The organism is Spirosoma sp. KCTC 42546 (assembly GCF_006965485.1).
Taxonomy (GTDB): Bacteria; Bacteroidota; Bacteroidia; order Cytophagales; family Spirosomataceae; genus Spirosoma.
Window position 1 is genome coordinate 3,356,389 of sequence record NZ_CP041360.1, and the last position, 15,037, is coordinate 3,371,425.

The window sequence follows — 15,037 nt, forward strand, 5'->3', positions numbered from 1 at the left end:
TGGGGCAAAATTTGATTTAACGGTTTGACTTGTTATTTATCAAGCGCTTCGGGGGGCTTGGTAATGTACTGTTTAACTTTGCGTAAAGGTTTCAGCCAGAACGTAAAAAAATAGGGAGTCAGACCGTTAAGTTGCCAGGCTAGTTTATCTTCTCGATTTGCCCGTAGTCGATTTTGCAAACTACTGTTACTGATTCCTCCAGCTCGCATCACAATAGTTACTTCATCCATATACGCAAGTTTGGCCTTGTTTTTGTGAATGAAGCGTAACAGCAACTCATAGTCGGCTGCACTCTTCATATCCAGCCGAAACGTACCATATTGCTCATACAGCCATCTTTTCGCAAAGAACGATAAGTGGCCTGGCATCCAACCCCATAAAAACGCATTCTCGCTATACCAGCCCGAGCGCCAGTAGCGTTTAAGCTTTGCTGGATTTGTACGCTCTACGTACAGCATATCACCATAAACAGCGTCACTGCCGGTTTGCTCAAAGGTGGCAACCATGTTTTCGATGACACGAGTATGGCGGTAGAAGTCGTCAGCATTTAACAGCCCGATTACGTCACCGGTAGCTAATTTGATGCCTTTGTTCATAGCATCATATAACCCTTTATCGGGTTCTGATATAAAGCGGGCAATTTTCGTGCCGTAGGACTGTACTAATTCTACAGTGCCATCCGTCGATTTTCCGTCGACAATAATGTACTCGATATCAGAATACGTCTGATTCAGAATCGATTCGATGCAGTCCCGAATAAACTCTGCGCCATTATAAACAACCGTTATTATTGAGACTTTCACGCTGTAATAGTTCGTTTCCGGACAAAAACGGCCGGAATACCCTGATAAACACCATATGCATCTAATGAATGCGTGGCTACTGAATTGACCGAAAGTACTGCATGAGATCCACAACGGACACCAGCACATACGACGGCCCTAGCCCCGATCCAGACACCATCCTCCAGTGTAATAGGGCGGGTGGTTAGGTCAAATGTGGACATACGATAATTATGGTTACCGGTTAGCAACATAGACCCCTGAGATAGGCAGGCATTGTCTCCGATAACAACTTCACTTAAATTATCGATCCAAACCTGCTCTCCAATCCAGACGTAATTGCCTAATTGAAGTAACCAGGGGTATTTAATATTTACCGCTGGTTTAATCATAACGTTATGGCCGATTTTAGCCCCAAAAAGCCGTAAAACGGCTACTTTAAGGCTAGCGGGAATGGGGAGATAAGTATTTAAAAACCAGGCATTTACCAAAAACCATAAAATAACCCGCCAGCGTGGACCATGATCGTACCAACTGTTGTCGAAACGGGATAGGTCAGTTTTTCCGATGGGGCTATCAGTGATTGGATCGCTTTTTTTCTGGTAAGATTCCATAGGTTGACGAGTTTAGGACTGACTAACCTGCTCCGGGCGGCTTGGGCGGAGATCTTTACCATATTCCGTTCGGAAGTAGTCAATCAGCGCTTCTTTATCATCGCCAACCCGCAGGTGTACTTCCATCAGTTTGGCATCGACCAGAAAGCGATACCACAGGCCTTGCAGAAAACACCAGGCAAGTCCCGCCCGACCATCCAGAAAGCCTAAACGAATAAAGTATCTGTAAATGAAATAGAGGATCGGCCGGGTGAAAAAAGGTAGCGATGCATATTTCTCTTTTAAAAATCGCATGCGCTGATCCTGGGTTCCGAAAAATCGGGCTTCTACAGTCTCTGCCTGATCGAAATGATGGCGATAGTTCAACAGGTTAATCATTTCCAGAATGGTATAATGATTATGCTTCTGCGTCCACCAGGTTAGGTTGTTCAGATTGTGATCAACAATGTCGTGCTCGAAATGAAAAGGATTTCCTTTGGTTAATTTGATATGCTCATCGTGCCAGACCTGTTCACAAAAGCCATCGCCCCGTCGCCAGATACGCATAAGCCAAATTGGGTAAAAGCTTCCGTGACGCATCCACCGATTCAGAAAAAATACCCGGCGTTTTACATGGATGCCACCCACTTCAGCAGGCAAATCAGACAGGCGCCGATTAATTTCGTCCCCTAACTCGGGCATTACGTATTCATCGGCATCCATACGCATCAACCAGGCGGTTTTAAAGGGCGTATGTTCAATGCCGAAATTAAATTGCGTGGCGTAGTTGACCCAGGCGTTTTGTACCACAACGGCACCCATTGACCGAGCTATTTCAACCGTTCGATCGGTGGAAAATGAATCGACAATAAATATTTTATCGGTAAAAGAAAACAAGCTCTGTAAACACCGAGTAATGTGTTTTTCCTCGTTGTATGTCAGGATGATGACAGATACGTCGGCCATACTTTTTGTCGCTTTAGGCATGATAAATAGCCTTTTTAATTCTTTTGTATGAAAAAGGCTGTAATTTTATCCGCCCGTTTTGAGCTTTATAAATCATGCAATATTATAACTTTTTTTAGACCGGACAAAGCCGATGAAGAGACTTTTCGTAGCCTTAATATTGTTTTTGTCATATTTTTCTTCTTTTGGACAGGTAGTATTTGATCAATTGCCCCGTGACTTACAACTGTATCCCCGCGATGGGAACAATCAGGCGGTTGTGGTTGTGAGTGGCAGAATGAACACGGCGGGTTATACAAAAATCGGAATGCAGGTACTGCGTGAGGGTGTCCTTACTAAAGCAGCCAGTCAAACACTCGCTCCATCGGTAGGTAATACGGCTTTTACCTTTTCGTCAATTATAAAAGCTGAGCCGGCAGAATATGCGTTCCGGGTATTTGTTTATAAAGGAGTTGATTCACTACTCATTGTGGAACGGAAACGAGTAGTTTGTGGTGATGTGTACATCTTTCATGGTCAGTCGAATGCCCTGGCACTGGCTGGTCTGGACACCTATTACTCCGTTAATTTCGACGATAAATACCTTCGAAATGCGTCTTCCGCATACGGAGGGCCAGCCTCCAATATGGCATGGTATCCTGCCAAGCTACCCTATGCCAGTGTGGGTGGATTAGGCCTAACAATTCAACGTCTGATTCTGCAAACCTACGGGATTCCAACCTGTGTATTAAATGGGGCTCAGGGGGGAACGGCTATTTCACTCCTTTTAGCGCGTAATCCGGCTAATCATGCTGATACAAATACATTTTATGGAAATCTGTTATATCGGGCACAATGGGCCGGAGTGGCAAAGCAGGCTAAGGCTATTATCTGGCGGCAGGGCGAAGAAGATGCCGGAACGGGAATTCCTGGATACGTAGAGAAATTTACGACGCTCTACAATCAGTTTCGCGAAGATTATGGCGATGCTCCTCGTCTTTATGTTGGCCAGATTAATATTCTAGCCAATAGAACGGACAGTGCAGCTGCTCTGCGGGATTTTCAGCGACGAACAAAGTACCTGTTCAAAAATGTAGAAACAATCGCGACCGTTGGAACGCAGGGTTATGATGGCGTTCACTATGACCCATTAGCCTATCAGCAGCTTGCCTTTGAACAATTTAGACAGATTGCCCGTGATATTTATGGGTCGACCGATACGCTTCAGATCAATTCACCGGATGTGAAAAAGGTGTTCTACAATGTTCGGAAAGATTCCATTACCCTGGTTTTCAATGAACAGATGCAGATGGTCTGGAAGAGCGATAGCTCGTTTTACAGTTTTGCTACAGGGGTAAAAAACTATGGTCGTGAGCTAAAGGATTTTTTCTACTTAGATCGCCAGACAGGTTTGCTGGCAGGCGGCTCAGCAACGGGGAATCGGGTAACGCTGGCCTTAAAACAACCTTCTACAGCCAAAACCATACGGTATCTGCCCGCTTTTTTCTCCGATAATTTCTCTAACTACTATGATGGACCTGTCCTGAAAAACACGCGCAACATGCGGGCTTTTTCATTCGATGGAGTTTCGATTGCCGATGCAATTGCAACAGTAACGACCCTGGCGGCTAAACCGCTATCAGAAAAACAGATTCAGTTGAACTGGACGGCTTCGGCATCTTCCCAGACGCAACTTCTGGAGCGATCAGACGGTAATGCCGCTACCTATAAACAAATTGCGTCCATTGCTGGTACTGCTGCCACCTATACAGATACGAACTTGCCCGATCCCTACGGAACCTACTATTACCGATTGCGAGCTTTTAGTAGTACATCGGAGTCAATTTATAGTAATGTTGTTGTTGCCCGACCGCTTATATTGGGACTGGAACCAACTGAACCACTGGTACAATTGTACCCGAATCCGTTGAGTGCCGATCGTTTACTGCATGTGGAAGCCAACCAGGTTACCTTTACCGAATTCCTACTGCGCGACATGCTGGGGCGGGTTGTGAAAAGCTGGCATGGTACGGCTAAAAACACGCTGTCGGTTGGGTTAAATGATGTAGAAGCCGGATTGTATATCGCCAATCTCCAAACCGCCGATGGGCAAACGCTAAATCGGAAAATCGTGATCCGTTAAGGAACGGGCACTTCCTTTCCGCTGGATTCCGTAGTTTTGTGGCATTACCATTAGCCAATTGTTTATGCGCCTTGTGATTCTTACGCAGGATGATCCATTTTATCTCGCCCGCAATATTGATTACCTGCTGAAAAAACTGCCACCTTACGCCGAAGTTGTGGCAACGGTGGTGTTCGATGTGTCGCCATTTGGTAAGCGCGAAAGTTTCAGCGAGAAGATGAAGAAAACCTACGATATCTTCGGCCTGCCTTTTTTTGTACGCTACGGATTCAAATATGTCATGTCGAAGTTAGACAGCCGGAATAACGTTCGAAAAACGCTGGCTGACCGAAACATCCCGCTGATTCATATTGAAGGCAATATCAATAAAGACGAAAACTTAGAAAAATTACGGGAATACAAGCCAGACTTACTGGTATCTATTGCTGGTAATCAGATATTTAAACAAAAGTTACTGGATGTTGCAACCTATGGTTGTATCAATCTCCATACCGCTTTACTGCCGAAGTATCGTGGCCTGATGCCTTCTTTCTGGGTATTGAAAAACGGAGAAACGCATACTGGGGTGTCTGTATTTTTTGTGGACGAAGGCATTGATAGCGGCCCGATTCTGGTTCAGGATAAGCTCGCTATTGGTACTATGAGCCAGGCTGAGTTGATCGACGTAACCAAGAAAATGGGAATGGATGCCATTTTGAAATCCATCGATAAAATTCATTCAGGTACGTACACGCTCATCGAGAATGATGCCTCGCAAATGACCTATTTCACCTTTCCCACCAAAGAAGATGTAAAGGCCTTCCGCGATGCCGGGAAACGGTTTTACTAAAAAAGGAAGGAAAGGGAGACAGGAGGAAGGGACGAAGGATTAATCACTTCCCTTTTCCTTTGCTCCCTTTCCTTCCTTTCCTCCCTTTTTTATGAATATCCTGACGTTTGATATTGAAGAGTGGTTCCATATTCTGGATAATGCCTCAACCCGAACCGAATCGGAATGGGGTCGCTACGAGAGTCGGATTCACCAGAATATGGATCTTATTTTCCAGCTTTTAGACGAAACGAATAGCCGGGCTACGTTTTTCTGTCTGGGTTGGGTTGCTGATAAACACCCCGATGTAATTCGACGCATTGATGCGGCCGGTTATGAAATAGCGACGCACTCGTATGCGCATCAGTTAGCGTATGAGCAGACACCAGCCCAGTTTCAGGACGACCTAGTACGCTCGATTAAGCATTTGCAGGATATTACGGGCAAAAAAGTGCGGTCCTATCGGGCACCGGGTTTTTCTATTAAAGAATATAATCGGTGGGTATTCCCGATTCTGGTTGAGCAGGGTATTGAAATCGACTGCTCTGTATTTTCGGCCCGACGTGCCCACGGGGGCGATGCGTCGCTGGCGATGTTTGAGCCAGGTTATCTAAACGTTGGAGGAACACTTCTGAAAGAATTTCCGATCAATACGGCAGCCGTATTAGGGCAGGACCTGATTTTCTCGGGCGGGGGATACTTTCGATTGTTTCCCTATAGAGTGATCAAGGGATTCATGCGTCGCTCTCCTTATGTGATGACCTATTTTCACCCGCGTGATTTCGATGCAAAGCAACCGATGATTCCGGGGCTAAGCCGGACACGCCAGTTTAAGTCCTACTATGGCCTCCAAAACTGCTGGCCTAAGTTAAAGAACTTACTACTCGAATTCCCATTTGTAGATCTGGCTGAAGCCGACCGACAGGTGGATTGGACTAACGTAGTGCAGCGATCGGTGTAGAGAGTATTTAAAGAGGATTAATTCAACTACCAACTACGGTAAAAACTTCACTACGTTAAAAAAATGGTTGCTGATTACGCGAAGAATAGACAGACGGCTACATGGTTTAGTTTACTCAGCGCCATTCCTATACTGATTTTTTTCTATACCTTTTTTCAATTCATCAGTAATATTCCATTCCAGGATGATTATGATGCTTTATTAGAACCTGTAACAAAGTTCAAGCAACTAACTCATTTTTCCTGGTCTGAGTTTGTGAATATTGTTTGGACGCAGGATGATGAACGACGAATTGTGGTCGATCGACTTGTTGCGATCACTACCTATCTGATAACAAGTAAACTAGATTTACGGCTTCAGGCATTTTTAGGATTGCTATCATTGCTTGGTATATTTTACCTGATTTATACCATTATCAGAGATGGAAAACTGCCAGTTAGTTTAGTACTTATCTGTGCGTTATTGTTATTTCATATTCAGTACTATGAGACGATATTCTGGGCAATGATCCCATTGCAGCATGTCATTGTTTATTTCTTTGTTTTACTATCATCTTACTATTTATATTCAACTAAGCCCTCCAACCTTATTGCTGCGTTAATCATTGCAATCTTTGCCATTTTAAGTGATGTAAGCGGAACGTTTATTTTACCCGTTGGCTTATTTCTATTGTTGGTGCAACATCGCTGGAAACACAGTATTATCTGGGCTCTCGTAATTGGGGGAATGGTGTTTCTGTATTACCAAAATTTTGAAGTACCGTCATTTCGCCCCAAGCTCTCCGATAATCTCCAACGCCCTGATCTGATCATCAGTCGAATTTTAGTTGCAAGTGGGGTTGCATTCGATGCTAATACCCTATTCCCCTCCAAGGTCCGTATCGGGTTTATTATGGCGGCTGGTGCTGTTTTATGGGGTATTGTGATCTATTTTGGATTTGGTCTTATCAAAGCTGCCTTCAATCGGTCAGGCATTCTATTTGCCCGTTGGGAGAGTACATTGTGGGGGGGATTACTTCATTTCGGTATAACCCTGCTTGCGCTGGCAGTAGGAAGAGCCATTGAAGGTATTGATCCATTATTAATTAGCCGTTACAAACACATAGGGTTCATCTGGTTAATTCTTATCATTCTTTTGGTCGCCAGCCAATTGAAAACCAGAAATCAGGTTTTATTCAGTAAAGCATGGATTGTAGTCAGTATCGGCATTTTTCTATTTAGCTATTTTTATTATTTAGTACCCCTCGATTATTATTATAAAGAGCGATACACGGATATATACGGATGGGAATACAATCGAGCCATACCCAGCTCCCCGATTTATATAAGCGTCAGGCCATCGGTAGATACAATGACAATTCAGGCTATTCGATCTGGTGTGTATGAATTACCGAAGAATTACTTTTTTAATGGACCTTATCAGAATAAAAAGGAGCTGATTAATTTGTCCGTTGAGCATGTAGGTGGACATACGTTATCCTTTACAAATAATACATTTTCCCGGAAATTTGGAAAACAAAATGGAGCGTTTATTATTCTTAAAAGTGACGCCCAGCAGCAAATTATCCCAACCCAGCAGAATAGATTTTCGTTGAAACCTTTTCTGCTTTCGTTCGGAAGAAACTATTATGCAACTGGGTTTTCGGGGATACTTTCCAGTAAATACTTGCTGCCTAATCAGACGTATCAGATATTTGTTTTAGAGATTGATGGGGATAAGAAAAACCTCTACCCTACAAAATCTAAAATAGAAACTGGGAGTGATTCCGTAAACGTTGTCAGATTATAGTTCTCTACATTGCCCACTGTAGAGGCTTATTTCTTCCGGCTAATTTTTGTGTACTCATCTAAGAGTTGCTTTGCCACCACGTCAATATCATACTTCTCTTTTACCATCTTTGTGGCATTATTGGCAATCTGAGTACGGAGCGTGTCTTTACTCAGCAACGTTTCCAAACCAGCTGTAACGGCTTCAGGGGTTAAGCTGGACAAGATACCAGCCGCTTCGTGTTGCCGAATGGCATCGCTAAAACCAACCCGGTCCGAAACCAACGTGGGCGTTCCGGCGGCCATTGCTTCAAGAACAGCCATCGAAAATCCTTCAGAATAGGAGGGGAGCGTGAATAAGTCGGCGTCAGCGAGGGCTGCTTTCTTATCGTCGCCAGTAAGCATACCAACTAGCCGAATTGAATTGTCAAGCTTATATTGGCTAATAAACTGCCGGGTTGTGGCTTCGTAGCCATCATCGGAGCCTGCTAAAGCCAATACGGTATCAGGGTGTTGCAGCACATAATCCCGAAAACCGGGCAGGAGTAAATCCAGGCCTTTTTTGGTGTTCAACCGACTCATAAACAGGACTAATTTCTTATCTGTAGGTAGGTTGAATTTATGTCGGAATGTGCCTTTGGGCGGTAGTACGGCAAAATCACTCGTCTTTACACCATTTGGAATAATAACCACATTGGGATGTGGTTGACCCAGGTAACGCAATAGATCTTCCTGCTCGTCGGCATTGTTAATCTGAACTAAATCGGCTCGTCGTAAATACGCTTTTTGGGCCAGCGTATTCATCAACTCCTTTTTCCAGTTGTGATGAGCATATACCCAACGGTCTAATACCCCATGAATGGTAATGACTTTCGCCACGGTACGGTCGAGCATAAACGGAGCCAGGGTTCCGAAATGCCACAAACCGTGGCAGTGAATGACATCGTATTCGTGAACGTGTTTCTTGAGATACTGGTACAGTTCGATCGAAAACTCCCGAAAAAAACGGCTGACTGGCGGGGTACGCTTGCACAGAATAAGCCGGGCGCCCTCAGGAACAGGGTAGGGCTTTTCGCCGGGAGAGTAAGGACTTAGGATATCTACCTGATGCCCATAGCGAAGAACAACCTGCGTATGGTCAAAAATAATTTTGGGTGGACCACCGGCTTGCCAGGTGTATGCACAAATATTTAGAATTCGCATAGATGCCGCGAAATAACCGATTAGTTAGTGATTTTAATAAAACCGTCAAGCATCTCCTGGGCAACCACTTCTGGTGCATAAGGGGCAATCAACTGTTTGGCTGCTTTTCCCATCTGCTCTGTATCGACGGAGTTGTCCATAAACAGAACCAATTGATGGGTCAGTTGAGCAGGTTGATCTGGATCGAATACAAAGCCATTTTGGCCGTTACGGACCAGATCAATAGCGCAGCCACACCGATCTGATACAATAACGGGTAGTCCGCATGCCATTGCCTCGTTAACCACCAGGCCCCAGGGTTCTGAGCGACTGGGTAAGACGAGTACATTACTAAGGGCCAGCAACTCCGGCACCTTGAACCAGGGGCGCCCTGGCAAATGAATGACTTGCTCGGTTAACCCAAGTGTGTGTATTAGCTGGGTCAGGTTGGCTTGTTCAACCCCATCGCCAAGCAGAATGACCCCCCACTTGGCGCCGTTGGCTGATTCTTTGCTCGCTTCGGCAAAGCTAGTGAGTAGCATCGGTAAGTTCTTGGCCTCAATGAGCCGACCGACAAACACAAAATTATTTGGCCGTACCCCTAGTACCTGCTGTTGTTGAGCGCGAGAAGCCAATGCACGTTCGAACGTGGAACGAAGGGCCGTATTATCGACGGCGTTTTTGCGAAGTAAAATTTTTGAAGCGGGAACGCCTAGCTGAATCACATAATCGGCAGCCTGACTACCAAAACAGAAAAAGCCATCGCATTGCCTGAATACCCACCGTTTAACCCGTTCTTTCCAGCCTCCTCGTTGTTGATCAGCAGCTGTACTTTCGGTCTGCATAACAACCCGAATGCCATTAGCTTTGGCCCATACTAAGAGTAGCAGCTGCGCGGGGTCATAATACCCAGTCAGATTGATAACATCTGGCCTATAGGCTCTGGCCTGCCGGAGCAATGCCTGTGTCCGCTCTCGAACACTAATATCTTCCACATATCGGTCGAAGAGCAATTCGTAGTTATACGTGTACGTAGGTGGGGCTTCTTCTGGATTTGCTTCCAAACGAGCGCGGGAGCGCTCGTTACGGGCAATTTGTATTACCTGCACCGATATGTCGTTCCGCTGGTTGACCAGTTGCTGTAATGCCTGAAATACGCTGGATTTATAGTGTGCCCAGAGTAAATTGTGGACAATAAGGATACGCATCAGGCCGATTCGGGATTTGATACCACAATATATTGATCATGGGCGTCGACCGGCGCATTGTCCAGTAAATGGGCCGGGAGCAAGTGTTCGACTCCCATAAATCGAATCATGAGTGCTAATGGGAACCAGAATGAAATCTCAAACGGTCTTCCGTTCGTGATCGATTGAATTAGAATCAATAGGAAAAAATAAGCCAGAAAGACGCTCAGCGGATTCGGATTCTGGCGCATGATTCGTATCGCATAGTATCCTGACATGCCAATGACACCTCCGAACAGGGCTAATCCTAGAATCCCCATATCCGCAAGGGCTTCCATAATGGGCACATCCAGGTATAGGAACTTATAGCCGTATCCAAAAATGAGCATCTCGAGGTGGCCCAAGAGTACGTTTCGAAGAAAGGTGGCACTTACAGAACGGTTAGCGGTCGAGTCATCAAGAGCGGCCTTATAATCAGCTCCCTGTGCTTTCAGACCCAGCAAGGCATACAAGGTTTCTAAATTTCGCTCCGCAAACGAGGTGACATAATCATATAAAACCAGGTAAACGGTCAGGTATCGTTGGAAAAAATAAAGAACCCCGAAAAAACCAACCACCATAATCATGATGGGGATAGGGCTAATCAAACTACGGGCAGCCGCGCGAATCTGGGCGGGCCGAACATTGAAATACATGAATAAAACCACTGCCAAAATCAGCGCGACGATAGCCGACCGAGTTTGGGTGAGCACCAGAACCGCAATATTCAGAATACCGGCAAAAAATGAAAGGAGTCGAAATAAGACATGGGTTTTTGGGCGAAGGAGCCAGATGGCGCAGGCAATAACACCCATAAACGCGTTCCTGGAAAAAGCATGCGGGTTTCCTGATCCTGGATCACCGTTATTCAGCGTAATGGTTGCTCGTTGCCCAATAGCCCATGTTGGGTCCGTAATCAGTGAATAAATCAGTCCCAAATTAGATACTAGGGTAAAGAGTACCACTACTGGAATAAACAACGGGATAATATCATTCGGTATATTGATAAGCAGGAATAGAAAAATAAGCATGTACGCATAATAGATCATATCCCGGTCATAGTCTATGAAACCTGGTACACCATTATACACAAACATGTACAATATACTAAGCAATAGGAAGGATAATCCCATCCAGAACATAGTCATATTGGGGCGGTAAAGTCGGCGTAAGGCAGTAAATGGAATCATTAATACCAATCCACCGGCCAGAGCGGCTGCAGTAAACGCGGTGCTACCCGGTGCCAGGCGCATTGTTTCCCGGAAAAAGAAGATTAGTGGGTAGCCATCCACAAGAATACAGATGCCGACAACCATCCGCATGTAATCGAGGGCTTTCACTAAGCGAATAAAGTTGCTCATAAACAGGTATTAGTTTAGAGTTTGACGTTTGTCGTTTGATGTTAGTTGCTATACAGTTGCTTTCGTGCCAGCTAACATCGAACAACAAACTATAAACTTAGACCCTTGCTACTTTCTTGACCGATTCAGGTTCAGTCGGTGACGAACGTACCCGAACTCACCTTTGAGAGCAAAAGTCAATAATTTACGCACGCGACAATAACGTTGCCAGAATGATGGACCCATTGATGACGTTAGCATGGGCAGGTATTTTTCTTTCACCAGCTTATGTTCCTGTATGCCTACGGTAGCGGCAATAGTTGACGATTTAGCATCAGGCTGTACCCGAAAACCACCCCAGAAGCCATCGACGTGCCGGAATTGTATGCCTGGCTGAACGCCTAGCCGGGCCACAATTTCGTAGTCGATCACGAAACGTAGCGTTTCATCAAGCAAACCAAACTCGCTCAGTCGGTCGCGCCGGATAAACAATGACTGATTAAACACCTGCATGCCTTCGTAAAGCTGACATTCCACACAAAATTCGGGTGCCCGCATTTCTTCCAGAATAACGTCGTCTTCGTCGGTGATGTACATATCACCAAAAAAAACATCAGTTGTGGGTGCTTTCTGCCAGGCTGTAGCCACGCGGCTAAATGCATCCGGCGCAAACACATCATCAGAATTCTGAAACGCAACATAATCGCCCGTGGCCCGGCGAAACCCTTTATTGATGGCATCTGTCTGGCCCCGGTCTTTTTCGCTCACCCAGCCAGCCAGATACGGCTCGTATTTTTTGATGATCTCAAGACTCCCATCCGTTGATCCACCATCCATAATGAAATACTCCAGATTAGGATAGTGTTGGTTTAGAACGCTTAAAATTGTCCGTTCGAGATACTGGGCCTGATTGAACGACGGGGTAACAACCGTTAGCTTCGGGTAAGCTTTTGGGTCAGCCGCAAGATTTGTTTGCGGTCTATACGGTAGATTTACAAATGAATGGAGCGAGTTGTTCGTAGGCTTCATACTGTCGTTAGCGCAGAGATTGGTAAACCTCCAGCGTTTGCTGAGCAGTTTTGTCACATGAAAAATGAAGAAGTCGCTCGGTGCCTTTCCGACGCAGATCGGCGCAGAGAGCGTCGTCGGTTACCACGCGCTCAATGGCAGCTGCCATCGAATCATCGTCTTCAGGATCAAAATAAATGGCAGCATCGGCTCCAACTTCGGGTAATGAACTCCGATCGCTCAACACAACCGGGCAATTGCTACTGTAGGCTTCCAGAACAGGAATCCCGAATCCTTCATTCAGCGATGGAAAGACAAATGCACGTGCGTGTTGATACATCGTTACCAGGCCAGCGTCTGTCAGGGGACGATAATGGATTCGCTCATTGAGCCGAGCGGCATGGAACAACGCTTGTTCTTCAGCGGTAAACGAACCTCCTCCTGCACAAATGATGTGCAAATCTGTATGCCGATGTAAGACGGGCTGAATGGCTCTAAAGAAACCGCTGAAGTTTTTATAAAGCCCTCGTTTACCAACATACAATAAATAGGGTACCGCTAAGGGAGACTCCTGCGGCTTGGTCTGGGCTACGTACTCATTGAAGGTGGAACCAAGTAGAACAACCTTTATTTTATCCGGCTCAATCGGGAAGTAACGAAGCAAATCCTGTTTTGAGAACTCTGAAATACAGATGACACAGTCGGCCCGGCGCAGGAGTTGCTTTTTCGTTTCATAGATCCCTTCGCCCAATTCAGGATATTGTTCACCGTATCGCTCGCTGGTAGCATCGAAAAACGTAAGGACAAATGGTTTTTTGCCGATATCCTTCAAAAAATAGCGATGGTAATACGTTGGATGAAAAATATCGAATTTACCCGCCCGAACCCGCTGCAGGCTGCTCAGACGATTTAAGACAGACGCTACCCGGTGGGCATTTCGCAGGTGGGCAAAGCGTGGGTAACGCAGATGATTGCTCAGTGATGCCTGATTCAGGTATTCATTATTCGAGAATCGCAACGATAGTTCAAATTCAATATCTGACCGTTTGGAAAACGAGCGCATCAGGTCAAAAAAATAGCGGGAAACACCCCCATAAGGCAGGCCCGTAAACGATTGATGGTCGAAGAGTACTTTCATGAAAGGAAAACCTACAAACCAATCGATTTGTATTTTTCTGAGAAAATTGACTGGCAAAAATAGGGCTATTTGCCGATAAATCCTTAACCAGGATTGATTATTCGGTCAGTATTCCTTACTTGATGACAGGGACGTATACTCGATCAAGAAAACGGGTAATGGTTCGCATCGACTTAATCGTAGCATATTGCCAGCCCCGTACCACTGGCGGCTCAGGTTGCTGCCCGTATGCAGGATTACTCGTCTCAACGAGTAATGACTGAGCTGTAACTGATTGACGATAGGCACTTAATAAACTTACAATTTCGGGCCGACTTGAGAGACGGACCCGATTCTGATGCGGGAAAAAACCTTCGTCTGGATTGAATAAACCCTTGAAATTAACAAAAACCAAGGGCTCATTCTGGCCTGTAGGGCCACTGGCTTTCCAGGTATTGGCTTTCGAGTGGATGGTTCGTTCCGATAGATTCCAAAGGGCGACATGCCAGCCTGGGTTTTTGACAATGGTTACTCCCCGAAACATGACCGGTACATGCATTAGCCAGAGTTGATCCAGACACAGCCCCTCACAAAAGTTAATAAAAGCTCGTTCCCGCACCCGATTATCCCACCAGGCCAGGAACCGATCCGTTTCGGCTGAGCGCCTAAATGCCAGGAAATCGGAACAGTACAGGCCAATATTCTGAAAAAATTTTTCATCAGGCCACGATTTATCCTGTAAGCCAGTTGTTGGATTTCTCGTAATAAAGGGTGTCAGCAAGATAGTCGATTTGGCCAGTAACGCCCAGATTGGGGTAGGAGAACTCAAAAAGCAGCTATTCGGATCGGCGTATATGAGCTGGTTTGTATCGGGATACCGCCGAAATGCTTCGGCAATAAATAACGGCTTACAGGCAGCTGCAAACTCGGTTGGCGTATACATAGCCGACAACTGCGCTAGCTGCTCAGCAGGTACTACTTCACCAATTGGAAGTAGCGGATAGGGCGACACAAAGCCAGTAGGCAGTTGGGCCGGATCATCTACTAAACCAATTAATACCGGTTCCGATTGGCCGGTAGTCGTGAATAGATTGATACTCGCACCCAGTGCAAGAGCCTGGGGTAATTGACGGATTGTACAGATTGTTAGTAGCACAGTGGGCACA

General features: G+C 45.6%; 13 protein-coding genes. 4 read left to right on the plus strand and 9 right to left on the minus strand.

Going from position 1 to position 15,037, the window contains the following annotated elements; genetic code table 11:
* Positions 1 to 32 precede the first annotated feature (32 nt).
* Genes EXU85_RS13690 through EXU85_RS13700 form a run of 3 tightly spaced genes read right to left on the minus strand, consistent with a single transcriptional unit; the run spans position 33 to position 2,341 of the window.
* Positions 33 to 803: a glycosyltransferase family 2 protein gene (locus tag EXU85_RS13690; RefSeq protein ID WP_142772620.1), complete on the minus strand. Its 771-nt coding sequence runs from the start codon at positions 801 to 803 to the stop codon at positions 33 to 35.
* Positions 800 to 1,396, minus strand: coding sequence for a WcaF family extracellular polysaccharide biosynthesis acetyltransferase (locus EXU85_RS13695; protein WP_142772621.1), 597 nt, complete (start codon positions 1,394 to 1,396; stop codon positions 800 to 802). The genes EXU85_RS13690 and EXU85_RS13695 overlap by 4 nt, the downstream gene beginning before the upstream one ends.
* 12 nt (positions 1,397 to 1,408) lie before the next feature.
* On the minus strand, positions 1,409 to 2,341 hold the full coding sequence (locus tag EXU85_RS13700) for a glycosyltransferase family 2 protein (RefSeq protein WP_142776712.1): 933 nt from the start codon (positions 2,339 to 2,341) through the stop codon (positions 1,409 to 1,411).
* 133 nt (positions 2,342 to 2,474) lie between these two features.
* On the opposite strand from EXU85_RS13700, the gene EXU85_RS13705 reads away from it, so the two are divergent.
* The 4 genes from EXU85_RS13705 to EXU85_RS13720 all read left to right on the plus strand — a co-directional run bounded on the left by EXU85_RS13705 (position 2,475) and on the right by EXU85_RS13720 (position 8,020).
* Entirely contained in the window at positions 2,475 to 4,463 is a 1,989-nt protein-coding gene (locus EXU85_RS13705; RefSeq protein WP_142772622.1) for a sialate O-acetylesterase, read from the plus strand.
* A gap of 64 nt (positions 4,464 to 4,527) precedes the next feature.
* Positions 4,528 to 5,292, plus strand: a complete 765-nt coding sequence (locus EXU85_RS13710) for a methionyl-tRNA formyltransferase (protein ID WP_142772623.1) — start codon at positions 4,528 to 4,530, stop codon at positions 5,290 to 5,292.
* 91 nt (positions 5,293 to 5,383) lie between these two features.
* On the plus strand, positions 5,384 to 6,232 hold the full coding sequence (locus tag EXU85_RS13715) for a polysaccharide deacetylase family protein (protein WP_142772624.1): 849 nt from the start codon (positions 5,384 to 5,386) through the stop codon (positions 6,230 to 6,232).
* Between the two features lie 63 nt (positions 6,233 to 6,295).
* Entirely contained in the window at positions 6,296 to 8,020 is a 1,725-nt protein-coding gene (locus EXU85_RS13720; RefSeq protein WP_142772625.1) for a hypothetical protein, read from the plus strand.
* A gap of 26 nt (positions 8,021 to 8,046) precedes the next feature.
* Here the strand turns inward: EXU85_RS13720 and EXU85_RS13725 are convergent, their stop codons facing one another.
* The 6 genes from EXU85_RS13725 to EXU85_RS13750 form a co-directional block, all read right to left on the minus strand.
* A complete protein-coding gene (locus tag EXU85_RS13725) occupies positions 8,047 to 9,201 on the minus strand; it encodes a glycosyltransferase (protein ID WP_142772626.1) in 1,155 nt (384 codons plus the stop codon).
* A gap of 20 nt (positions 9,202 to 9,221) precedes the next feature.
* Positions 9,222 to 10,388 (minus strand): glycosyltransferase family 4 protein, encoded by a 1,167-nt coding sequence (locus EXU85_RS13730; RefSeq protein ID WP_142772627.1) that lies wholly within the window; start codon positions 10,386 to 10,388, stop codon positions 9,222 to 9,224.
* Positions 10,388 to 11,767, minus strand: a complete 1,380-nt coding sequence (locus tag EXU85_RS13735; RefSeq protein WP_142772628.1) for an O-antigen ligase — start codon at positions 11,765 to 11,767, stop codon at positions 10,388 to 10,390. Before EXU85_RS13735 ends, EXU85_RS13730 begins: the two co-directional genes overlap by 1 nt.
* Positions 11,768 to 11,875: 108 nt before the next feature.
* Positions 11,876 to 12,775: a glycosyltransferase family 2 protein gene (locus tag EXU85_RS13740; RefSeq protein ID WP_142772629.1), complete on the minus strand. Its 900-nt coding sequence runs from the start codon at positions 12,773 to 12,775 to the stop codon at positions 11,876 to 11,878.
* 7 nt (positions 12,776 to 12,782) lie between these two features.
* A complete protein-coding gene (locus EXU85_RS13745; protein ID WP_142772630.1) occupies positions 12,783 to 13,892 on the minus strand; it encodes a glycosyltransferase family 1 protein in 1,110 nt (369 codons plus the stop codon).
* 115 nt (positions 13,893 to 14,007) lie between these two features.
* Positions 14,008 to 15,027, minus strand: a complete 1,020-nt coding sequence (locus EXU85_RS13750; RefSeq protein WP_142772631.1) for a hypothetical protein — start codon at positions 15,025 to 15,027, stop codon at positions 14,008 to 14,010.
* Positions 15,028 to 15,037 lie beyond the last annotated feature (10 nt).